22 protein-coding genes are annotated in these 20,156 nt (G+C 71.1%); 11 read left to right on the top strand and 11 right to left on the bottom strand.

Translation table 11 applies throughout. The features are described from left to right. The first annotated feature begins 73 nt into the window (after window positions 1-73). Window positions 74-460, top strand: coding sequence for a YbjQ family protein (locus tag RAB71_RS05200; RefSeq protein ID WP_010344561.1), 387 nt, complete (start codon window positions 74-76; stop codon window positions 458-460). A 36-nt stretch (window positions 461-496) separates the two neighbouring features. On the opposite strand, the gene RAB71_RS05205 is transcribed toward RAB71_RS05200, so the two are convergent. Together RAB71_RS05205 and RAB71_RS05210 are read right to left on the bottom strand one after the other, a co-directional pair. Then, the gene (locus RAB71_RS05205; RefSeq protein ID WP_010344560.1) at window positions 497-2,005 is read right to left on the bottom strand and encodes an ATP-binding protein; all 1,509 of its coding nucleotides are present in this window, start codon (window positions 2,003-2,005) and stop codon (window positions 497-499) included. Further along, on the bottom strand, window positions 2,002-2,718 hold the full coding sequence (locus RAB71_RS05210; protein WP_029562335.1) for a response regulator: 717 nt from the start codon (window positions 2,716-2,718) through the stop codon (window positions 2,002-2,004). The genes RAB71_RS05205 and RAB71_RS05210 overlap by 4 nt, the downstream gene beginning before the upstream one ends. Window positions 2,719-3,026: 308 nt before the next feature. Between RAB71_RS05210 and RAB71_RS05215 the strand changes: the two genes are divergently transcribed. The 5 genes from RAB71_RS05215 (at window position 3,027) to RAB71_RS05235 (ending at window position 6,478) form a co-directional block, all read left to right on the top strand. Beyond that, complete coding sequence (locus tag RAB71_RS05215; protein ID WP_010344558.1) at window positions 3,027-3,302, top strand: metal/formaldehyde-sensitive transcriptional repressor; 276 nt, start codon at window positions 3,027-3,029, stop codon at window positions 3,300-3,302. 40 nt (window positions 3,303-3,342) lie between these two features. Continuing rightward, a complete protein-coding gene (locus RAB71_RS05220) occupies window positions 3,343-4,452 on the top strand; it encodes an S-(hydroxymethyl)glutathione dehydrogenase/class III alcohol dehydrogenase (protein ID WP_010344557.1) in 1,110 nt (369 codons plus the stop codon). 70 nt (window positions 4,453-4,522) lie between these two features. Further along, the gene (gfa, locus tag RAB71_RS05225) at window positions 4,523-5,095 is read left to right on the top strand and encodes an S-(hydroxymethyl)glutathione synthase (protein ID WP_010344556.1); all 573 of its coding nucleotides are present in this window, start codon (window positions 4,523-4,525) and stop codon (window positions 5,093-5,095) included. Between the two features lie 91 nt (window positions 5,096-5,186). After that, window positions 5,187-6,017 (top strand): S-formylglutathione hydrolase, encoded by an 831-nt coding sequence (fghA, locus tag RAB71_RS05230; RefSeq protein ID WP_010344555.1) that lies wholly within the window; start codon window positions 5,187-5,189, stop codon window positions 6,015-6,017. 332 nt (window positions 6,018-6,349) lie between these two features. Continuing rightward, window positions 6,350-6,478, top strand: coding sequence for a hypothetical protein (locus RAB71_RS05235; RefSeq protein WP_267883967.1), 129 nt, complete (start codon window positions 6,350-6,352; stop codon window positions 6,476-6,478). Window positions 6,479-6,704: 226 nt separating this feature from the next. Here the strand turns inward: RAB71_RS05235 and RAB71_RS05240 are convergent, their stop codons facing one another. Then, window positions 6,705-8,117, bottom strand: coding sequence for a PLP-dependent aminotransferase family protein (locus tag RAB71_RS05240; RefSeq protein ID WP_104609507.1), 1,413 nt, complete (start codon window positions 8,115-8,117; stop codon window positions 6,705-6,707). A 106-nt stretch (window positions 8,118-8,223) separates the two neighbouring features. On the opposite strand from RAB71_RS05240, the gene RAB71_RS05245 reads away from it, so the two are divergent. Together RAB71_RS05245 and RAB71_RS05250 are read left to right on the top strand one after the other, a co-directional pair. After that, window positions 8,224-9,015, top strand: a complete 792-nt coding sequence (locus RAB71_RS05245; RefSeq protein ID WP_010344552.1) for a PhzF family phenazine biosynthesis protein — start codon at window positions 8,224-8,226, stop codon at window positions 9,013-9,015. Next, entirely contained in the window at window positions 9,012-9,923 is a 912-nt protein-coding gene (locus tag RAB71_RS05250; RefSeq protein WP_010344551.1) for a DMT family transporter, read from the top strand. The genes RAB71_RS05245 and RAB71_RS05250 overlap by 4 nt, the downstream gene beginning before the upstream one ends. Before the next feature lie 60 nt (window positions 9,924-9,983). On the opposite strand, the gene RAB71_RS05255 is transcribed toward RAB71_RS05250, so the two are convergent. The 3 genes from RAB71_RS05255 to RAB71_RS05265 form a co-directional block, all read right to left on the bottom strand. Beyond that, the gene (locus RAB71_RS05255; protein WP_029562334.1) at window positions 9,984-10,322 is read right to left on the bottom strand and encodes a hypothetical protein; all 339 of its coding nucleotides are present in this window, start codon (window positions 10,320-10,322) and stop codon (window positions 9,984-9,986) included. An 82-nt stretch (window positions 10,323-10,404) separates the two neighbouring features. Beyond that, window positions 10,405-11,346, bottom strand: a complete 942-nt coding sequence (locus RAB71_RS05260; protein WP_010344549.1) for a DegV family protein — start codon at window positions 11,344-11,346, stop codon at window positions 10,405-10,407. Window positions 11,347-11,393: 47 nt separating this feature from the next. Beyond that, on the bottom strand, window positions 11,394-12,023 hold the full coding sequence (locus tag RAB71_RS05265) for a 2-hydroxychromene-2-carboxylate isomerase (RefSeq protein ID WP_010344548.1): 630 nt from the start codon (window positions 12,021-12,023) through the stop codon (window positions 11,394-11,396). Between the two features lie 315 nt (window positions 12,024-12,338). Between RAB71_RS05265 and RAB71_RS05270 the strand changes: the two genes are divergently transcribed. Next, window positions 12,339-13,172: a cellulase gene (locus RAB71_RS05270; protein WP_010344547.1), complete on the top strand. Its 834-nt coding sequence runs from the start codon at window positions 12,339-12,341 to the stop codon at window positions 13,170-13,172. A 140-nt stretch (window positions 13,173-13,312) separates the two neighbouring features. Here the strand turns inward: RAB71_RS05270 and RAB71_RS05275 are convergent, their stop codons facing one another. Both RAB71_RS05275 and RAB71_RS05280 read right to left on the bottom strand, forming a co-directional pair. Next, window positions 13,313-14,602, bottom strand: coding sequence for an amidohydrolase family protein (locus RAB71_RS05275; protein WP_010344546.1), 1,290 nt, complete (start codon window positions 14,600-14,602; stop codon window positions 13,313-13,315). Further along, window positions 14,599-15,999, bottom strand: coding sequence for an amidohydrolase (locus tag RAB71_RS05280; RefSeq protein WP_010344545.1), 1,401 nt, complete (start codon window positions 15,997-15,999; stop codon window positions 14,599-14,601). Before RAB71_RS05280 ends, RAB71_RS05275 begins: the two co-directional genes overlap by 4 nt. A gap of 164 nt (window positions 16,000-16,163) precedes the next feature. Between RAB71_RS05280 and RAB71_RS05285 the strand changes: the two genes are divergently transcribed. Then, on the top strand, window positions 16,164-16,709 hold the full coding sequence (locus tag RAB71_RS05285; protein WP_010344544.1) for a DUF924 family protein: 546 nt from the start codon (window positions 16,164-16,166) through the stop codon (window positions 16,707-16,709). 487 nt (window positions 16,710-17,196) lie between these two features. On the opposite strand, the gene grxD is transcribed toward RAB71_RS05285, so the two are convergent. Beyond that, on the bottom strand, window positions 17,197-18,123 hold the full coding sequence (grxD, locus tag RAB71_RS05290) for a Grx4 family monothiol glutaredoxin (protein ID WP_010344543.1): 927 nt from the start codon (window positions 18,121-18,123) through the stop codon (window positions 17,197-17,199). Between the two features lie 42 nt (window positions 18,124-18,165). Between grxD and RAB71_RS05295 the strand changes: the two genes are divergently transcribed. Next, complete coding sequence (locus RAB71_RS05295; protein ID WP_175300621.1) at window positions 18,166-18,957, top strand: polysaccharide deacetylase family protein; 792 nt, start codon at window positions 18,166-18,168, stop codon at window positions 18,955-18,957. A 79-nt stretch (window positions 18,958-19,036) separates the two neighbouring features. Here RAB71_RS05295 and RAB71_RS05300 read toward each other — a convergent pair whose 3' ends face one another. Next, complete coding sequence (locus RAB71_RS05300; RefSeq protein ID WP_010344540.1) at window positions 19,037-19,375, bottom strand: hypothetical protein; 339 nt, start codon at window positions 19,373-19,375, stop codon at window positions 19,037-19,039. 70 nt (window positions 19,376-19,445) lie between these two features. Next, a complete protein-coding gene (locus RAB71_RS05305) occupies window positions 19,446-20,117 on the bottom strand; it encodes a methyltransferase (RefSeq protein ID WP_010344539.1) in 672 nt (223 codons plus the stop codon). Window positions 20,118-20,156: the final 39 nt, after the last annotated feature.

Genomic DNA, 20,156 nt, shown 5'->3' on the forward strand with positions numbered 1-20,156 from the left:
ACTGCCGGTTCCGGCGCACGCGTGCCGGGTCCGCGGTCCGCGGAGCCACGGGCCGGCGCCACAGGGGGCATCCATGACCGATCCGTACAATTCCTCGCCGCCACGCGCGATGGCGGCCTCGCCGCTCAACGATGCGATGGTGACCACCGCGCTGGAGCTTCCCGGCTACCGCATCGTGCGCAATCTGGGCATCGTGCGCGGTATCACCGTGCGCTCGCGCTCCATCGTCGGCAACTTCCTGGGCGGGCTGCAGACCATCTTCGGCGGCAATATCACCATCTACACCCAATTGTGCGAGCAGGCGCGCCTGGAAACCTACCGCGACATGCTGCAGCACGCGCGGCAAATGGGCGGCAATGCCATCGTCGCGGTGCGCTACGATGCCACCGAGCTGATGGCCGGCCTGACCGAGGTGCTGTGCTACGGCACCGCCGTGATCGTCGAGCCGAACCCGCACTGAGCCGGTCGGCGTGCGGCGGTCCTGCTGCGGGGCGGCTCAGCCGCCGACCGCGTGGCAGGGCAGCCGCACGCTGACCCGCAGGCCGCCCTCGGGGCGGTTGTCCAGGGCGATCTGGCCGCCATGCGCCAGCACGATGCTGTGCGCCACCGACAGGCCCAGGCCGATGCCGCCGGTATCGCGGTTGCGCGAGTTCTCGCCGCGGAAGAACGGCAGGAACAGCTTTTCGCGCTGCGCCGGATCGATGCCGGGGCCATCGTCGTCGATCCACAGCACGCACTCGCCGGCCTCGTGACGCAGTTGCAGGCGTGCGCGCTTGCCGTACTTCAGCGCGTTCTCCACCAGGTTCATCACCATGCGCCGCAGCGACAGCGGGTCACCGTCGAGGGTGATGGCGTCGCCGAGCAGCAGGACCACGTCGGCGCCGGTGTCGCTGGCGTCGTCGACCACGCTTTCCACCAGCAGGCGGAAATCCAGCGGCGAGCGCTTGCCGCGGCGGCTGTCGTTGTGGATGAAGTCCAGCGCCGCGGAGATCATCGCCTTCATCTCGTCGATGTCGGCCATGGTCTTCTCGCGCAGCGGCGGATGCAGGGTCTCCAGGCGGAACGCCAGCCGCGCCAGCGGGGTGCGCAGGTCGTGGGCGATCGCCGCGACCATGTGCGTGCGCTCGTTGATCAGCCGGTTCAGGCGCGCCTGCATGGCGTTGAACGAATCGGCCGCCTGCACGATCTCGCTGGGACCGCTGCGCCGCAGCGGTTGCGCGTCGGGGTTGCGGCCGAGCTGATCGGCCGCCTCGGCGAAGCGCCGGATCGGCGCCGACAGCGCCCGCGAGAACCACCAGGCCAGCGGCAGCATCGCCAGCATGCCGGCCAGGAACAGCATGACCACCTGGGTCTTGAATTCGTTGGAAAACCGCCGCGGCGGCGACATCACGCTGCGCCAGCGCCCGTCGGGCTGGCGCAGTGCGGCGGTGAAGCCATCCAGCAGCGGCACCGCCGGGGCGAAGCCGCGCTCGCGCCAGCCCGATGCATGCATGGCCCCGCCGAAGGCGCCATCGCGCGGTGGCTCGCCCGGGCCGGGCGGTGGCTCCATCGGCGGCGGTTCCTGTCCGTGCGGCGGCGGCATCGCCCCGTGCGAGGACGCATCGTCGTCGGCGGCGACGGCGTGCGGCGGCGGCGGTGGGTGTTCGCCCAGGCGCAGGCGCAGGCGCTCCAGGCGGCCGTCGCTGTTGCGGTAGAAACGCACTTGGTCCGGCGGCACGTCCAGCCAGTGCGCCATCACCCGTTCGGCATTGCGGTCGCGTACCTGGTCGCGCGCCGGCAGCGGCGCATGCGCGGTGTCCTGCACCTTCAGGGTCTGGGTGCCGGCCGGCATGCGCGTGCTGAGCAGGGCGATCACCTCCGGCGGATGCACCGGCATCTCGTAGACCGGCGTGCGCAGCACCAGGGCGATGCCGATCAGCTGCGCGGTGAGCAGCGCCACCACCAGCAGCAGGAAGGCGCGGGCGAAGATCGGCACGCCGCGGCGGGCGCGCGTGGACGCACTCACAGGCGGGCGACGCTCGGCAGCAGCATGTAGCCCTCGTTGCGCACGGTGCGGATCAGTTCGGTCTGCACGCGCTCGTTGATCTTGCGGCGCAGGCGGCTGATCTGGCTGTCGATGGCGCGGTCGTAGACCTCGGTGTCGCGGCCGCGCGCGTAGTCGAGCAACTGGTCGCGGCTGAGCACGCGCTGCGGGTGCTCGACGAAGGTGCGCAGCAGCGCGAACTCGCCGTCGGAGAGGTTGATGAAGATGCCGGTGGGATCGCGCAGGTCGCGGCGGATCACGTCCAGCCGCCAGCCGGCGAACTCGTAGACGTTGCCGCGCGCTTCCGGCGGCAGCGTCGTGGCCTGGCTGCGCCGCAGCAGGGCGCGCACCCGCGCCAGCAGCTCGCGCGGATTGCATGGCTTGGCCAGGTAGTCGTCGGCGCCGACCTCCAGGCCGATGATGCGGTCGGTGTCGCTGCCCAGCGCGCTGAGCATGATCACCGCCGGTGCGCCGCGCTCGCTGGCGAGCTGGCGGGCGGCGCTGAGGCCATCCTCGCCGGGCATCATCACGTCCAGGATCACCAGGTCCGGCTGGCGCTCGGCCATCCGCAGGCGCATGTCCGCCACGGTCTCGGCGGTGTCCACCTGGTAGCCGTGGTCGCTCAGGAACTCGCTGATGAGTCGGCGCAGATCCGGATCGTCGTCGACGACCAGAATGAAGGATTTCATGTCCACGATCTTGAAGGGCCGCCACACGGGAGTCGCCCAGTCTAGACGTGGCCGCGGCTGCCTGGAACTGGGGGCGCCCAGGGACGAGGCCACCGCACCCGGGGCCCGCGCCTGAACGCATGGCCATCATAGGCAGCGCCGGCAGCGGGATCATGGCCGTCGCGTGTCCTGTGCCGACACGCGTTGCCATGCGTCGGCACCTGCGTTGGCGGGGCGTCTGTCACAGGCTGGGCCGGGGTTGCGGCGTACGCGGCCGTTTTCTTTTGCCGGCGGCCGGCATACTATCCCCCAGTATAGTTCTTGGGCCTCGCCGCATGCCGCATACCCCGCACGAGAAGAAGCGCGTCCTCGCCCGCATCCGCCGCCTGCGCGGCCAGACCGAGGCGCTGGAACGCGCGCTGGAAGAGGGGACGGAGTGCGCTGCCGTGCTGCAGCAGATCGCCGCCATCCGCGGTGCGGTCAACGGCCTGATGTCGGAGGTGATGGAAGCCCACGTCCGCGAAGAATTCGGCCAGCCCGCCAGCTCCGACGCGCAGCGCGCCGCGCGCGTGCGCGAGATGGGCATGCTGGTCCGCTCCTATCTCAAGTGATCCGCACCCCACACCCATTTCCTCAGCCAGGAGAAAGCGCATGAAATCCCGAGCCGCCGTTGCATTCGAAGCCGGCCAGCCGCTGCAGATCGTGGAGATCGATGTCGAACCGCCGCGCCAGGGCGAGGTGCTGGTGCGCATCACCCACACCGGCGTGTGCCATACCGACGCGTTCACGCTGTCCGGCGACGACCCGGAAGGCATCTTCCCGGCGGTGCTCGGTCACGAGGGCGGCGGCATCGTCGAGGCGGTGGGCGAGGGCGTGACCAGCGTCAAGGTTGGCGACCACGTGATCCCGCTGTACACGGCCGAGTGTCGCAAGTGCAAGTTCTGCCTGTCCGGCAAGACCAACCTGTGCCAGGCGGTGCGCGCCACTCAGGGCAAGGGCCTGATGCCCGACGGCACCACCCGCTTCTCCTACAACGGCCAGCCGATCTACCACTACATGGGCTGCAGCACCTTCAGCGAGTACACGGTGGTGCCGGAGATCTCGCTGGCGGTGGTCAATCCCGAGGCGCCGCTGGAGAAGGTGTGCCTGCTCGGCTGCGGCGTCACCACCGGCATCGGTGCGGTGCACAACACGGCCAAGGTGAAGGAAGGCGACACCGTGGCGGTGTTCGGCCTGGGCGGCATCGGCCTGGCGGTGATCCAGGGCGCTGTGCAGGCCAAGGCCGGCCGCATCCTGGCCATCGACACCAATCCGGGCAAGTTCGAGCTGGCGCGCAGCATGGGCGCCACCGACTGCATCAACCCCAAGGATTACAGCAAGCCGATCCAGGAAGTCATCGTCGAGCTGACCGATGGCGGCGTGGACTTCAGTTTCGAATGCATCGGCAACGTGCACGTGATGCGCTCGGCGCTGGAGTGCTGCCACAAGGGCTGGGGCGAGAGCGTCATCATCGGCGTGGCCGGCGCCGGCCAGGAAATCAGCACGCGCCCGTTCCAGCTAGTCACCGGCCGCGTCTGGCGCGGCAGCGCCTTCGGCGGGGTCAAGGGCCGCACCCAGTTGCCGGGCATGGTGGAGCAGGCGATGCACGGCGAGATCGACCTCGATCCGTTCATCACCCACGCCCTGCCGCTGGACGAGATCAACGAAGCCTTCCACCTGATGCACGAGGGCAAGTCGATCCGCACCGTCATCCACTTCTGACCGCAGGTCAGTCCGGCGCGCGGCCGTTTCCGCGCATTGCAGCGACGCAACGAACCCGGGAGGGGGCAAGATGAGTACTGTGACGATTCATCCGTCGGTGGATGCCGGCGTGCGTGCCGGCGCGGAGCATTTCCAGGGCGGTACCCTGGAATGCCACTGCGCCAGCGACAAGGTGGTGGTGGAAGTGGGGGCGCAGACCGCGCACAACCATGCGTGCGGCTGTACCAAGTGCTGGAAGCCGAAGGGCGCGACCTTCTCGGTGGTGGCGGTGGTGGCGCGCGACAAGGTCAAGGTGACCGCGCACGAGGAGAAGCTCAAGGTGGTGGACGAGAGCGCGACCATCCGCCGTCATGCCTGCACCGGCTGCGGCGTGCACATGTACGGCCGCATCGAGAACACCGAGCATCCCTTCTACGGCCTGGATTTCGTGCACACGGAACTGTCGCCGCAGCAGGGCTGGTCGGCGCCAGGCTTCGCCGCGTTCGTGTCCTCGATCATCGAGAGCGGCACGCGCCCGGAGGCGATGGACGGGATACGCAATCGCCTGCGCGAACTGAAGCTGGAGCCGTACGACTGCCTGTCGCCGCCGCTGATGGACGCGATCTCCACCCACGTGGCGCGCAAGAACGGCGTGCTGCACTGAAGTCCGCTGCCGCGCGCGTCGCCGGTCGACGCGTCGCGGCATCTCCGCCTGCGGCCGCGCGCGGTCGCAGGCCCTCTTCCCGGAACTGCCCATGGAACGCATCGAACACCACGCCTGCTGCGGCGGCTGGCAGGACGTCTATCGCCACGATTCGGCCGTGCTCGGCTGCAGCATGCAGGTCGCCGTGTACCTGCCGCCGCAGGCCGAGCACAGCAAGCTGCCGGTGCTGTACTGGCTCAGCGGCCTCACCTGCACCGAGCAGAACTTCATCACCAAGGCCGGCGCGCAGCGCTATGCGGCCGAGCACGGCGTGATCCTGGTCGCGCCCGACACCAGCCCGCGCGGCGAGAACGTCGCCGATGCCGAGGGCTACGACCTGGGCAAGGGCGCCGGCTTCTACGTCAACGCCACCCAGGCGCCGTGGGCCGCGCACTACCGCATGTACGACTACGTGGTGCAGGAACTGCCGGCGCTGATCGAGGCGCAGTTCCCGCACAACGGCCGCCGCGCCATCAGCGGGCATTCGATGGGCGGCCACGGCGCCCTGGTGATCGCGCTGAAGAATCCCGGCCGCTACCGCAGCGTGTCGGCGTTCTCGCCGATCGTGGCGCCCACGCAGGTGCCGTGGGGCGAGAAGGCCTTCACCGCCTACCTGGGCGAGGACCGCGCGCATTGGCAGGCATATGACGCCAGCGTGCTGATCGGCAGCGCCAGCGAGCGCCTGCCGCTGCTGGTCGACCAGGGCGGCGGCGACGAGTTCCTCGACAAGCAGTTGCGCCCGCAGCTGCTGCAGGCCGCCGCCGACGCCGCCGGCTATCCGCTGACCCTGCGCGTGCAGCCCGGCTACGACCACAGCTACTACTTCATCGGCAGCTTCATCGGCGAGCACATCGCCTTCCACGCGCGCGCCCTGCAGGACTGAGCGCGGTTTGCCGGCGGCCGCGTGCGACGCAGGCCGCCGGGCAGGGCACCGCGGCCTTGGCGGCGGTGCCGGTGCACCCGTGCCCTCCTGGCTGACGTCGCTGCCGTGCGGTGGCGGGCGGCTGGAAGCGAGCGGCGCAGATGTGGGCTCGCCGGCCTGCACATGACAGCGCCGTGACCATCACGTCGGCGGTGTGGCCGGTCTCGTAAACAAACGTGGGGGCGGCGGCAGCCAGCGTGCGGTTGTGCGACCGCGTTCGCGCCTGCTGAGACGGGCGCTGGCTAGATTCCGCAGTGTTCGCCATCCCCACGTCACTGGATCGGAGCCGCGCCATGTCCTGCCGTCGCACCTTGCTGCTCCCCTGGCAGCGCTGGCGCAGCCCGCTCAGCGCGATGGCGATGCTGGCCTGCACCGTGTTCGGTGCCTGCGTGGCGTTGGCGATCGGCGCGGCCACGCGCTAGCGCAGCCAGTCCCGGCCGCCGGCGATCGCATCGACGCCGTTGCGCGGGACGCGCTGACGCGGTCGCGCCGTACTGCAGCGGCATCGCCTGGATCGGCAAGCGCTCGCCTGCAATCCGCTGCATCGCCCCGCGGTGCCGGTAGGACAGCATGGTGCGATGGACTGTCAGGCAAACGCTGGCAGTACGGTTTCGCATCGGGGCAGCGGCATGGCGCCGGGCGTCGCGTTCAGCGCGGCAGCCGCGCCGCCAGCGTGCCCAGCCGCCGCATGGCGTGTTCCAGGGTCTCGCTCCACGGCTGGCCGCAGCTCAGCCGCAGGTGGTCGGTGTAGTCGCCGCGGCTGGAGAACAGATGCCCGGGCGAGGTGCCGATGCCGGCGGCGAGGGCGGCCTCGAACAAGGCCTGGCCGCTGCCGCCGTCGGCCAGTTGCAGCCACAGCGACAGGCCGCCGGCCGGGTCGCCGATGCGGGTGCCGGCCGGCCAGTGCCGCAGCACCGCTTCGCGCAGGCGCTGGCCGTTGTCGGCCAGGGTGCGGCGCAGCTTGCGCAGGTGGCGTTCCAGGTCGTGCCGCTGCAGGTAGTCGGCCAGGGCCAGTTGCGGCAAGCTGGCGCCGCCGATGGTGGAGAAGTACTTGGCGCGCACCAGCGCGTCGGTCCAGGCGCCACCGAGCAGCCAGCCCACGCGCAGGCCGGGCGCCAGCACCTTGGAGAAGGCGCCACAGGTGATCACGTTGCCGTGGGTGTCGAAATGGCGCAGCGGCCGCGGACGCTGCCCCGACCAATCGAGCTCGCCGTAGATGTCGTCCTCGATCACCACCGTGCCGTGGCGCGCGCAACTGTCCAGCAGGGCGCGTTTGGCGGCATCGGGGGTGAGACTGCCGAGCGGATTATTGAAGTTCGGCACCAGCACCGCGGCGCGCGCCGGCGTGCGCTGCAGCAGCGCATCCAGACGCGCGGCGTCGATGCCCTGGCCCGGGCGGTTCGGGACTTCCAGCACCTTCAGGCGCAGCGCCGCCACCGCCTGCAGGATGCCGTGGTAGGTCGGGGTCTCGACCAGCACCACGTCGCCCGGCGCGGTGAGGGTGCGCAGGGCCAGGCTGATCGCTTCCATCGCGCCGGCGGTCACCACCACCTCGTCGGCAGCGACGGCGGTGGCGCAATGCGCGTAGCGCTGCGCGATCTGCCGGCGCAGCGCGGCATGGCCCTGCGGCGGCGCGTAGTCGAGCGCGGCGCTGCGCTGGCGGCGCAGCTGCCGCGCCAGTGCGCTGGCCAGGGGCGCGCCGGGCAGCAGCGCCGCCGCCGGTGTGGCGGTGTGCAGCGGCACCAGGTCCGAACGCGCGAGCATGTCCAGCACGCCCTGCAGCGCCGGATTGGCGACCGCGCCCGGCGCGCGCCGCCGGGTAGCGGCGCCTGCGCCGGCCGGTTGCGGCGTGACCGCGGCGCGCACGAAGTAGCCCGAGCGCGGGCGTGCCTGCACCCGGCCTTCGCGTTCCAACTGCAGACAGGCCTGCACCGCGGTGGCGGCGCTGATGCCGTGGCCGGCGGCCAGTTGCCGGATCGACGGCAGGCGCTCGCCGGCACGCAGCGTGCCCTGCGCGATCTGTTCGCGCAGCTGGCTGGCGAGGGCTTCGTACAGGCGCATGCGGCGGCCTCATCTGTATCGGTCGATTTGCAGCGTATCTGACTCTGTGCTGGTCGCCCACCCCGGCGCACACTGGCCGCGTCCTTCCCCATTCCCGAGGCCGCGCGTGCAACTGCCGCTGTTCATCGTCGATGCCTTCACCACGGTGCGGTTCCGCGGCAACCCGGCCGCGGTGGTGCCGCTGCAGGCGTGGTTGCCGGACGCGCTGATGCAGGCCATTGCCAGCGAGAACAATCTGTCGGAGACCGCGTTCTTCGTGCGCGAGGCCGACGGCGCGTTCGCGATCCGTTGGTTCTCGCCGCTGCGCGAAGTGGGGTTCTGCGGCCATGCCACCCTGGCCAGCGCGTTTGTCGTGGCCACCCAAGGTCTGGCATCGCTGCCGTTGCGGTTCCGCGCCGCGGCGGTCGGCGAACTGGCGGTGGACCGCGAGGCCGACGGGCGCTTCGTCCTGCGCTTTCCGAACCAGGCGCCGACCGCGCTGGCGACGGTGCCGCAGGCGCTCGCGCAGGCGTTGTCGATCGCGCCGCAGGCGGCGTACCGCAACGACCAGGCCTACATCGCCGTGTACGCGGACGAAGCCCAGGTGCGCGCGGTGGTGCCGGACCTGGCGCGGATGCTGGCGCTGGCGCCGCGCGATGTCGCGGTCACTGCGCCCGGGCGCGAACACGATTTCGTCTCGCGCTATTTCTGGCCGGCCAACGGCGGTGCCGAGGATCCGGTGACCGGCTCGATCCACGCCGCGCTGGCGCCGCTGTGGGCGCAGCGCCTGGGCAAGCGCGACCTGCGTGCGTGGCAGGCCTCGGCGCGCGGCGGCGAACTGGACTGCCGGGTGCTGCCGGACCACGTGCAGGTGCGCGGCGCGGCGGTGCAGTACCTGCACGGGAGCATCGCGCTATGAGCGCGGCCGTCGCGACATCCGCGGGCGCGTCCCGGCGGGCACTGTGGCAGTTGCTGCTGGCCGAGGTGCTGATCGGCTCGGTCGGCGTGTTCGTGCACGAGAGCGGCCAGGATCCGGTGACCGCGGTGTTCTACCGCTGCCTGTTCGGCGCGCTGTTCCTGACCGTGTGCGGCCTGCTCGGCGGGCAGTTGCGCGGCCTGTGGCGCGAGCGCGCGCTGCTGCGCGACGCGGCGCTCAGCGGCGTGTTGCTGGTGCTCAACTGGGTGGCGCTGTTCGCCGGCATGGCGCGCTCGTCGATCGGCGTGGCGACCATGGTCTACCACGTGTTCCCGTTCGTCATGCTGATCCTGGCAGCGGTGCTGCAGGGCGAGCGCAGCCGCCGTGCCGACCTGGGTTGGACGCTGCTGGCCTTCGTCGGCGTGGCCTGTTCGGCCGATCCGCTGCGGCTGTGGTCCAGCGCCGACCGCGGCTACCTGGGCGGGATCGCGTTGACGCTGCTGGGTGCGCTGCTGTGTGGCGCCTCGTTGCTGATGTCTCGGCGGATCAGCCGCGAGCGGCCGCTGGCGGTGGTGACGGTGCAGTGCTGGGTCGGGGCGGCGATGCTGGCCGGCTTCTCCAGCAGCGCCGCGCTGCATCCCGGCCGCCACTGGTTCTGGCTGGTCGGCCTGGGGGTGATCCACAGCGGCGTGGTGTACGTGCTGTTCTACAGCGCCTACCGGCACCTGCACGTGGCGGCGATCGCGGTGGTGGCCTTCGTCTACCCGCTGGTGACGCTGCTGCTGGACTACCTGCTGTACGGCCACCGGCTGGTGCCGGTGCAGTGGCTGGGCCTGGGGCTGATCGTGCTGGGCACGCTGGCGGTCAATCTGCGCTGGTCCTGGCCGCGCCGGGCGTTGGCCGCGTCGTAGTGCGACGCGGCTCCGCGTGAGTGCGTCGGCCACCGCAGTGCGGTGGCCTGGGCGCGCGTTTCAGCGCACGTCGCGCAGCTCCCAGCCGCTGCCGGCCAGCAGGCGCAGGCGCTGCTTGAGGATGTCACCGGGGATGCTGGTGGTGGCGGACAGGTCGACGCGCAGATCGTCCTGGCGGCCGGTCACCCGCGCTGCCGGATCGGTCACGCCCAGCGCCGGATCGACCTCGTCCGGCTCCGGCTGCAGCGCGCGCCAGCGCTCGAACCAGGCCGGGTCGCTCAGCGCGGTCTGCAGTTGTTCGGCGAAGGCGTCGGCGCCGTGCGCGGTGAAGCTCAGCGACGGCTGGCTGCCGCGGGCACGGGCGGGATCGGGCAGGCTGATCGAGTAGGTCACGGCCATGGGCATCTCTTGTGGGCAGTACGAAGCGGCGGAGCCTAGCAGAGCCGGCGCCGCGCCGCCGTCGACGCGGCCCGCGGACGGATCAGCCGAAGCGCAACGCCTCGCCGGCGAAGCCCAGCACCAGCGCGCCCTTGCCGACATTGACCATGCCGGTCAGGCTCATCACGCTTTCCTGCAGCTCTACGCCGTGGCCGTCGCAGGCCTGGCGCAGCGCCGCGTAGCCGGGCAGGGCGCGCAGTTCCGCCAGCTCGCCGCCGTAGCTCAGGCACAGCGTGGGCGTCATCAGCCCGGCAGCCACGCGCTTGGCGGCCAGGCCGAACAGGGTCTGCACGGCGTGGTCGAAGCCCTTGAGCTTGGCCACCGGCGCGGTCTCGCCGCGGTGGCAGTGCAGCACCGGCTTGATGTCCAGGGCCGAGCCGAGCGCGGCGCTGAGCAGGCCGACGCTGCGGTCACCCTTGCTGCGCGCGCGGCTGCGCAGGTAGTACAGGTCGCGCGCGATCATGTAGCCATGGGTGTGCTCGGCCAGCGTCTCCAGCCGCTCGCGGATGGCCTGCACGCCGGCGCCGTCGGCGCGCAAGCGCACCGCCTCGACGGCGACCACCGCCTGCGCGGCGAACAGGTTCTGGGTGTCGATCACCCGCAGCGCGAACGGCGAGGCGTGACCGGCGGCCTGGCGGATCGGCTTGTAGTCGCTGAGGATGGCGAAGCCGGCCTGCTGCGCGTGGTCGTGGATCGGGCTGCGGGTCTTGGCGATGGTCAGGCAGAACACGTGGTCGTAGTCGATGACCAGCCTGCCCAGGAACAGCTCGCGGATCTGCGCCACGCTGTACGGCACGGTCTCGGCCTCGGCGCCGTGCGCGCTGACCTGCGCGTGCAGGAATTCCAGGGTCGCCGCTTCGTCGCGCTGATCGGCCAGCACGGTGCCGCCGAGGCGCACGCTGATCGGCAGGACCACCAGGTCGTGTTGCGCGATGTAGTCCTGCGGCAGATCGCAGGCGGAATCTACGACGATGCCGATACGCATCCGCTGAAGCTCCAGTACGGGGAAATGGCGATGCACATGGCGGCCGCTCAGGCGCCCCGCTGCACGGCGGCCGGCAGCGTCGCCAGGCGTGCCATCTCGCCGCGCTGCAGCAGTTGCGGATCGGCCAGCACCGCCCGCATCAGCGGGTGCGCGTCGTTGCCCCACAGCAGGGTGTCGTCGATCTGCAGGGTCGGCACGCCGAACACGCCGGCCGCCAGCGCCTGCTCGGTGTTGGCGCGCAGCTGCGCCTTGACCTGCGCATCGGCGGTGGCCGCAGCCACGTCGGCGATGCCCAGTGCCTGGCCGAGCGGCGCCAGCGCCGCGGCGTCGTCGCCGGCGTGGCCGTCGCGCCACAGCCAGTCGAAGATCGCGTCGATGGCCTGCGGCGTGGTGCCGGCGGCGACGCACAGGCGCAGCGCGGTCAGCGGGTTGAACGGGTGCGCCGGCGGGAAACGCAGCGGCACGCCCTGCTGCTGCGCCTGCCACTGCACGAAGCGGTAGGTGAACTCGCGCTTGTGCGGCACCTCGGCCGGCCCGCGTGCCTGCAACTGCGCCAGCACCGCGCCGAACACGATCGGCACCGGCTGGATCCGGTCGAACTCCGGAAGCGTTTTCACCTGCTGCCAGTGCAGATAGGAAAACGGCGAGATGAAATCGAAGTACCAGCGCAATGTCATCGTGCTTCTCCGCAATGACCCATCAGCTTATCGCGGCGCTGCGCGCGCGGCGACCTGCCAGCGCATGCTGCAGTGCGGGACGTCGGTGCCGCCTGGTGCGGGTGCGGACAGCACGGCGTAGACGATGCATTGGCGAAAATCTCGCCGGCGCGAGATACCTGTGAAGCGGCCCACGCCCGCGGCCTGGATCGCGGTAGCGCTATTGCGTTGGCGCATGGCGCGCGCGGGTCTTGTCATAGCTCGCGGCGCGCGCGCCTTGCTAGCGTCCGCCGCGGCAGCAGTGTCGCTGCCCCTGCACGCCCAGGAGAGACCGCCATGCACGCTTCCGCTCCCGTTTCCGCTGCCGCTTCGCCGCGCCTGCCCGCCACCGTCGTCGGGCCGCGGCGCGGCCGGACGCGCGTCCTGCGCGCGCTGTTCGCCGCCGCCCTGTTCGCCGTCGCGCCGCTGGCGCTGGCCGGTCCCTACCAGGTGTACGGCAACCAGTACGCGTGGGTGAACAACTTCAACGATCCCAACAACGTCATCCAGGGTACGTTCCACAGCGGCAGCACGCCGAGCATGACCGTGACCTTCAATTTCCCCAACGCCAGCCTGTACGGCTATCCGGCGATCCTGCGCGGCTCGCACTACGGCTTCAATCCCACCGCCGACCGCACCTTCCCGCGGCAGGTCTCGGCGCTGCGTTCGTTGCCGGCGACCTTCGCGTACTCGTCCGGCGGCAGCAACCTGGCCGGCGACTTCGCCTACGACCTGTTCTTCCGCTGGGACAGCACGGTGTCCTCCAGCGCGATTCCGCAGGCCGAGGTGATGATCTGGGGCGGCCACAACTCGTATCCGATCGGCACCCTCACTGCCAGCAACGTCATCAGCGCCGGCGGCTACACCTTCGATCTGTGGGAAGGCATGAACAGCGCCGCCGGCTACTACGTCTACACCTTCATTCCGCACAACACCGCGGGCCAGCCGACCCTGCCGAGCAACGGCAATCTCAACATCGACATCAAGCCGTTCCTGACCTGGCTGCATACGCACCGCGCGCAGGACGGACGCTTCAGCAACGCGATGTACCTGCACGTGGTCGAGGCCGGTTTCGAGGTGGTGCGCGGCAACGGCTGGGCCTGGATCCAGGCCAATATCGGCGCCAACTGACGGCGCCGCACGGGCGCCGCCGTTCCTGCCTGGCTCGGCGCGGCGGCGCCTTGCACAGCGCCGCGTTGTGCGTTGCGTGGCGTCGCCACCGGCGGGACGGCATCGTCCGTGCGATGCCGCCCCGGCGTGCTCGACGCGGTTTAGTGCATGTACGCCTTCGGCAGCGCGCCGCTCTGCTGCATGTAGCGGTCGCGCAGCTCGGTCTGCCGCGAGCGCATCGGGATGGCGCGGCCACCCAGCCAGACCTGCTCGGCGTAATGCGCCACGTCCAGCGGGTCGCCTTCCCACAGCACCAGGTCGGCGAGCTTGCCCGGGGCGATGCTGCCCAGGCGATCGCCCACGCCGAAGGCCTCGGCCGGGACCCGGGTCAGGCCGGCCAGGGCGGCGTCCCACGGCAACCCGTGCGCGACCGCGTTGCCGGCCAGTTGCCGCTGCTTGCGCGCGTTGTGCGCGCCGTCGCCGCCCTGGGTGAAGCTCACCGCCACGCCGGCGGCGTTGAGGCGTGCGGCGTTCTCCAGGGTGGCGCCGATCTGGTCGAAGCTGGCCGGCAGGTCGTCCAGCGCGTTGACGAACACCGGCACCTGCGCCTTCGCCAGTTCCGGCGCCAGCTTCCAGCCCTCGTCGCCGCCGGCGATGGCGATGCGCACCTTCTCGCGCTGTGCCCAACGCAGCAGCTGGCGGATGTCGGCCGCGCGGTTCACCGTCACCACGATGCGGCCCTGGCCGGCGAGGTAGCGCACCAGCACCGCGCGTCCGGCCGGGGTCAGCAGCGCGTGCGGCGAGTCGGCGGGCATGCGCCCGCGCGCTTCGGCGACCAGTTGGTCGAGCAGCATCCACTGCGCCGCGCGCGACTTGCCGCTCAGTTCCAGCGCATCGCTGCCCAGGTGCAGGTACAGCGCGCGCGGGCCGATCGGGTCGGCGCCGCCGTCCAGGCGCATCACCGCGCCCTGGCCGGCGACGAAGGCGCCGCCGGTGTTGGCGCCGAGCGCGGTGAAGCCGATGCCTTCCACGCGTGCGACCGGGATCAGCACCGATTCGGGGTTGTAGGCCAGGGTGACGTCGAACTCCGGACGCATCGGCTGGTCGTGCGGCAGGGTCAGCGTGCTGTCGACGGTGGAGGCCTCGCCGGAGACCTCCTCGATGCCGATCTCGGTGATGCCGCCGAACAGCGCCGGGGTCAGCGGCCGGCCCTTGGCCTCGACCACGGCGACGCCGGCCGGCGCGCTCAGGCCGGGGCCGACCGCGCGGATCACGCCGCCCTGGACCAGTACGTCGGCATTGGCGAGGGTGCCGCGGGCGCCGGCGGTGTGCACGGTGGCGCCGCGGATCAGCACGTCCTGGGCGAACCCGGGCGCGCTGCCCAGCAGCAGGCAGGCGGCCAGCGCCAGGCGCTGCGCCAGGCGAGGGGACGAGAGTCGGGCGCGGCTCATCGGGCAGCCTCCTGGCCGAGCATGAAATCGGAGGTCGGTTGCAGGCGGCGGTCGGCGCGGTCGTAGACCTGCGCGCCGTCGATGTAGACCTTGTCGGCCAGGGCGTATGAGCTGAAGGGGTTGCCGTTCCACAGCACCACGTCGGCCATCTTGCCCGGCTCCAGCGAACCGGTCTGCCTGTCGATGCCCAGCGCCTTGGCCGGGTTGCTGGTCAGCCAGCGGATCGCGCGTTCGGGCGGGATCTCCATGCCGGCGCGGCGGCCGGCGGCCATCGCCTTGGCCGCTTCCTGGTTGAGCCGCTGGATGCCTTCCTCCGAATCCGAGTGCACGATCGCGCAGCCGTTGGCGGGGCGGTCGACCAGGGCGATGTTCTCCTGGATGCCGTCGAAGGCCTCCATCTTGAAGCCCCACCAGTCGGCCCACAGCGCGCCGCAGACGTTCTCCTGGGCCAGGCGGTCGGCGATCTTGTAGGCCTCCACGCCATGGTGGAACGCGGCGATCTTGAAGCCGAACTCCTTGGCCAGGTCGAGCATGGTGGTCATCTCGTCGGCGCGGTAGCAGTGGATATGCACGCGGATGTCGCCGTTGATGGCGCCGGCCAGGGTATCCAGCTTGAGGTCGCGCTTGCCGCCGCTGTCGCCGCTGCTGTCGTTGTCGCCGTTGCCGCGGCTCCACCAGTGGCGCTTGGGCGGGCTCTTCTGCTTGGGCGCGTTCTTGCGCAGGTATTCGCTGGCGTCGATGAAGGCGGCGCGGTAGCCGGCGACGTTGCCCATGCGCGTGGAAGGGCCGCCCTTCTCGCCGTAGACCCGCTTGGGGTTCTCGCCGCAGGCCATCTTCAGGCCCCACGGTGCGCCGGGGAACTTCATCGCCTGGTAGGTGGTGGCCGGCACGTTCTTCAACGTGACGCCACGGCCGCCGACCAGGTTGGCCGAGCCGGGCAGCACCTGCAGCGCGGTGACGCCGCCGGCCAGCGCGGTGCCGAAGCCGGGATCCTGCGGCCAGATCGAATGCTCCGCCCACACGTTCGGGGTCACCGGCGCGGTCGCCTCGTTGCCGTCGCTGTGCGCGCTGACGCCCGGGCTGGGGTAGACGCCCAGGTGCGAGTGCACGTCGATGATGCCGGGGGTGACCCACTTGCCGTGGCCGTCGATGCGGGTGGCGTTGGCCGGCGCGGCCAGCGCACGGCCGACCGCCTGCACGCGGCCGTCCTGCAGCAGCACGTCGGCATCGTCCAGGCGCTCGCCGGTGCCGGTGAGCACGGTGGCGTGTTCGATCAGCACCGGCACCGACGGCAGCGCGCGGTAGGTGCTGGGATAGGGATCGTCGACGAAACGCGAGGCGGCCGCGGCAGGGCCGCACAACGCCACGCCCAGGCAGGCGAGCAACAGATGACGCATCGGATTTTCCCCGGAAGATGGACGCGGCCCTTGCGGCCGTGCCCGCACGCTAGCCCGAGCCGGCGCGCTTGCCAAGTGCGGGTGCGGCATCGGCGCGCCCGGCTGCACCGGATCGCGACGCCGAACCTGCTATCCAGGGCCGATTCCCGCCCATGGAAACTGCGATGACCGACACCCCCGCGCGCACCGTCGTGGACTTCTGGCGCAGCGCCGGCCGCGAACGCTGGTTCGCCGCCAACGACTCCTTCGACGCCAATGTCCGCCAGCACCTGCTGGAGGCGCACCATGCCGCCGCGCGTGGCGAACGCGTCGACTGGCTGGCCGACGCCGAGGGTGCGCTGGCGCTGCTGCTGTTGCTCGACCAGGTGCCGCGCAACGTGTTCCGCGGCAGCGCACACGCCTTCGCCACCGACGGCCTGGCCTGCCGCTACGCCGACCAGGCGCTGGCGGCCGGCTTCGACCAGCAGGCCGATGCGGAACTGCGGATGTTCTTCTACCTGCCCTACACGCATGCCGAGGACGCGGCGCGGCAGCGCCAGGCGGTGGAGCTGTTCAGCGCGCTCGGCGACGCGGAGTCGCTGCAGTGGGCGGTGGTGCACGAGGACGTGATCCAGCGCTTCGGCCGCTTCCCGCAACGCAATGCGGCGCTGGGGCGCACGACCACGGCGGAGGAGCAGGCGTTTCTGGATGCGGGTGGGTTCGCTGGGTGAGGGAGTGGGGGCTGCGCGATCATGGCGTCATGCCAGCGACGCCGCTGGCGCATCGGATGTCACTGCAGTCGGGACTGAAGTCCCTCCCACAGCGAGCCACCAGGCAGTTGGCGCGGCCGCCAGCAACTCGCACCGGCGACACGGAGTGCGCTTCTTGTGGGAGCGGCTTCAGCCGCGACGAGCGAAACCATCGGACGCATTCGACTTCATCGCAGTCGGGACTGAAGTCCCTCCCACAAGGATTGCCGGACTTCGGTGCTGCCGTCAGCAGGTGCGCAAGACGCCAAGCGGTGGTGTGCCCAGGGTAGGAGCGGCTTCAGCCGCGACCGGGCGTTCCCGGTAAGGCCCGGTCGCGGCTGAAGCCGCTCCTACGCGGTTGCGCGTTTGCGCGTTTTGGCAATCACAGCGCGCGGATACAAAAAAAGGGCGATCGTTCGATCGCCCTTTCGGCGCGTCCGCACTGGACGCAAACAACAAGGTGCGTAACTCAGTACTTTGGCACGCTGCCGTCGACCTGGTCGGTCCAGGCGTCGATGCCGCCGACGACGTTGTGCACGTTGCTGAAGCCCAGCGAACGGAAGTGCTCGGCGGCCTGCGCGCTGCGGCCGCCGCGGTGGCACAGGAAGGCCAGGGCGGTGTCCTTGGGCAGCGCTTCCAGTTGCGAGCGCTGCTCGCCGTCGAGGGTGCGGAACGGCACGTTGACCGCCGCCACCGCGCGCTCTTCCGGCGGGCGCACGTCCACCAGGAGCAGGCTGCCGGCGCGCACCTGGTCGTCGGCGTCGCGCGGGCTGAGGTCCTGCACCGGCTTGGGCGCATTGGGATTGTCGATCGCCAGGCCGCGGCCGCGGATGTCGTCCACCCAGTCGATGGTGATGCCGTCGGCGCGGCGCGCGCTGCCCAGGTCGAACTGCACGCGCAGGCCGTTGGATTCGGCGGTGATCGCGTTGGGATCGGTCGGCGCCAGCTGGAAGTTCGGCTGGAACTGCGCGTCGATCGCCAGCGCCAGGCTCGCGCCCGGGGCATCGGCCAGCGCGCCGCGCAGCATCTCGGCGGCGGCATCGGTGATGGTGATCGACGGCGGGGTGCGGTCCGGCGCGGCCACGCCGAGCAGTTCGCTCAGCTCGCCGCTGCCGGCCATCTGCAGGATGATGTCGCTGCCGCCGATCAGTTCGCCGTCCACGTACAGCTGCGGGATGGTCGGCCAGTCGCCGTAGACCTTGATGCCCTCGCGGATGTCCTGGTCGGCCAGCACGTTGACGTGGGCGAAGTCGACGCCGAGCTCGTTCAGCGCGCCCACCGCCTTGGCGGAGAACCCGCACTGCGGCATGCCCGGCTGGCCTTTCATGAACAGCACGATGCGGTTGGAGCTGAGCAGCGTTTCGATACGGGAGCGCAGGGCGGGGTCGAGGGACATGGCAGCAGTCGTCGCAGAGTCGGACCGGTCATTCTACGCCGCATGGCATCATGGGGCATGACAGTTCCGGAAACGCTGCATCGCATCCCGCGCCACCCGTACCGCTGGCTGCCCTGGGCGCTGGCCTCGCAGGCGCTGGTGGCGGCGTTGTGGTGGATGTACGGCTGGCAGGTCGGCCTGCCGGCGCTGCTGCTGTCGCACGCGGCGCTGGTGCTGCCGGTGTTCCTGCCGCGGGCGCGGCTGTATGCGCCGGTGCTGGACCGCCTGCCCGGCGATACGCCGCGGGTGTGGCTGACCATCGACGACGGCCCCTCCGACGACACCACGGCGATCCTGGACCTGCTCGACCACCACCAGGCCAAGGCCACCTTCTTCCTGGTCGGCGCCCGCGCCGCCGCGCGCCCGCAACTGGTGCGCGAGATCCTGCGCCGCGGCCACGGCATCGGCAACCACAGCCAGCATCACCCGCAGGCGTGGTTCTGGGCGCTGGGACCGCGGCGCATGGCGCAGGAAATCGGCCAGGCGCAGCAGACCCTGGCCGCGATCGCCGGCACTGCGCCGCGCTGGTACCGCTCGGTGGTGGGCATGACCAACCCTTTCGTCGCCGCACCGTTGCGCCGGCATCGCCTGACCCGGGTGGCGTGGAGCGCGCGCGGCTTCGATGGCGTGCGCTGCGACCCCGCCATCACCGTTGCGCGCATCGCCCGCGATCTGCGCCCCGGCGCCATCGTGCTCCTGCACGAGGGCGCGGCGCACGGGCACAACCCTGCGATCGTGGAGGGGGTGTTGCAGGCGTTGCAGGCACGTGGGCTGCAGGCGGTGCTGCCGGATTGACTCGGAGGTGCGTCGTCGTGTCGCGGCAGTGCGATGCGCGCGGCACGCCGGGTGCCGATCGGTTCGCTCGGCGCCTGAATCAGCCCGGCCGCGTCATGCCGTAGGCCATCAGCGCCGCCATCGCGCCGAGGGTGAGCAGGGCGCACGACAGGCCGAGGATGCCGTACTGCTTGCTGCGGCCAGGCTGCAGGCAGTTGCCGACGCCCAGCGCGATGGCGCAGACCTGCGCGATGGCGGTGAACAGTGCCAGCAGGCCGAGCAGCAGCGACATCGGCGCGTGCGGGCCAGCGGCGAATGTCGGGATCACGAAGAAGGTGCTGAGCACCAGCGCCGCGAGCAGCACCAACGCGCTGAGCAGGCTGGTCGCCAGGGACGCGATGCCCAGGCCGGAGCGTGGCCGTGGCGCGGGTGCGGTCATGCGCGGCCAACCGGGTGTGGGTCGGCGCAGCCGGCGCGGCCGCTGGGTAAGCGGCCTTCCTGCACCCGCTTCAACGCGGCTCCGCCACGATCAGCCAGTTGTTGAACGGCGTGTTGCCGTACAGCGGCGCGAAGCTGGCGCGCAGGCCGGCGGCGTCGAGTTGGGCCTGCAGGCTGTCGCGGGTGGGGTAGGCCTTGGGCAGCTCCTGCATCCAGCCGGCCAGGTGCGCCAGCACGTCGGTGATGCGGCTGGTGCGCCCGCGGCCGCTGGCATCGCCCAGGCCGCTGCGGATCACCAGCTTGGCGCCCGGTGTGAGCATGCGCGCCACGCTGCGGATCAGGTTGGACTGCATGTCGCGGTCCAGGTACTGCAGCACGTCCAGGATCGCGACGCTGCCGTGGTGCTCGGGCCAGGACTGGCCCAGGTCGACCACCGCGAAATGCGTGTCCTGCAGCGCGTTGCGCGCGGCGATAGCGCCGGCGCGGCGGATCTTGGCCGCGTCGATGTCCACGCCGTGGTAGCGCTGGCGCTGGCCGTCGGCACGCAGCGCGTGCGCGAGCAGGCCCAGCCCGCAGCCCAGGTCCAGCACCGGCGCATCGGTGCCGCGCAGCGCGGCGAGCACGCCGGGATACAGCGGGTCGGTGCGCAGCTTGGTGCGCGTGTAGTAGTAGTCGTAGCGATTGCCCAGCGGGTGCGTGGGCAGGAAGGCGCGGGCGATGGCCAGGGCCTGCGGGCGGGTCATGGGCTGGGTGGTGCTGGCGTCGCGCAATGTCGGTCCTTG

Source organism: Xanthomonas sacchari, from assembly GCF_040529065.1.
GTDB classification, from domain to species: Bacteria; Pseudomonadota; Gammaproteobacteria; order Xanthomonadales; family Xanthomonadaceae; genus Xanthomonas_A; species Xanthomonas_A sacchari.

Excerpts from the sequence above, each read along its gene's own strand:
- grxD (WP_010344543.1), bottom strand. The coding sequence starts at position 18,123 with ATGTCCCTCGACCCCGCCCTGCGCTCCCGTATCGAAACGCTGCTCAGC.
- RAB71_RS05200 (WP_010344561.1), top strand. The coding sequence starts at position 74 with ATGACCGATCCGTACAATTCCTCGCCGCCACGCGCGATGGCGGCCTCG.
- RAB71_RS05295 (WP_175300621.1), top strand. The coding sequence starts at position 18,166 with ATGGCATCATGGGGCATGACAGTTCCGGAAACGCTGCATCGCATCCCG.
- RAB71_RS05265 (WP_010344548.1), bottom strand. The coding sequence starts at position 12,023 with ATGACATTGCGCTGGTACTTCGATTTCATCTCGCCGTTTTCCTATCTG.
- RAB71_RS05270 (WP_010344547.1), top strand. The coding sequence starts at position 12,339 with ATGCACGCTTCCGCTCCCGTTTCCGCTGCCGCTTCGCCGCGCCTGCCC.
- RAB71_RS05305 (WP_010344539.1), bottom strand. The coding sequence starts at position 20,117 with ATGACCCGCCCGCAGGCCCTGGCCATCGCCCGCGCCTTCCTGCCCACG.
- RAB71_RS05275 (WP_010344546.1), bottom strand. The coding sequence starts at position 14,602 with ATGAGCCGCGCCCGACTCTCGTCCCCTCGCCTGGCGCAGCGCCTGGCG.
- gfa (WP_010344556.1), top strand. The coding sequence starts at position 4,523 with ATGAGTACTGTGACGATTCATCCGTCGGTGGATGCCGGCGTGCGTGCC.
- RAB71_RS05260 (WP_010344549.1), bottom strand. The coding sequence starts at position 11,346 with ATGCGTATCGGCATCGTCGTAGATTCCGCCTGCGATCTGCCGCAGGAC.
- fghA (WP_010344555.1), top strand. The coding sequence starts at position 5,187 with ATGGAACGCATCGAACACCACGCCTGCTGCGGCGGCTGGCAGGACGTC.
- RAB71_RS05240 (WP_104609507.1), bottom strand. The coding sequence starts at position 8,117 with ATGCGCCTGTACGAAGCCCTCGCCAGCCAGCTGCGCGAACAGATCGCG.
- RAB71_RS05220 (WP_010344557.1), top strand. The coding sequence starts at position 3,343 with ATGAAATCCCGAGCCGCCGTTGCATTCGAAGCCGGCCAGCCGCTGCAG.
- RAB71_RS05255 (WP_029562334.1), bottom strand. The coding sequence starts at position 10,322 with ATGGCCGTGACCTACTCGATCAGCCTGCCCGATCCCGCCCGTGCCCGC.
- RAB71_RS05300 (WP_010344540.1), bottom strand. The coding sequence starts at position 19,375 with ATGACCGCACCCGCGCCACGGCCACGCTCCGGCCTGGGCATCGCGTCC.
- RAB71_RS05250 (WP_010344551.1), top strand. The coding sequence starts at position 9,012 with ATGAGCGCGGCCGTCGCGACATCCGCGGGCGCGTCCCGGCGGGCACTG.
- RAB71_RS05280 (WP_010344545.1), bottom strand. The coding sequence starts at position 15,999 with ATGCGTCATCTGTTGCTCGCCTGCCTGGGCGTGGCGTTGTGCGGCCCT.
- RAB71_RS05235 (WP_267883967.1), top strand. The coding sequence starts at position 6,350 with ATGTCCTGCCGTCGCACCTTGCTGCTCCCCTGGCAGCGCTGGCGCAGC.
- RAB71_RS05215 (WP_010344558.1), top strand. The coding sequence starts at position 3,027 with ATGCCGCATACCCCGCACGAGAAGAAGCGCGTCCTCGCCCGCATCCGC.
- RAB71_RS05285 (WP_010344544.1), top strand. The coding sequence starts at position 16,164 with ATGACCGACACCCCCGCGCGCACCGTCGTGGACTTCTGGCGCAGCGCC.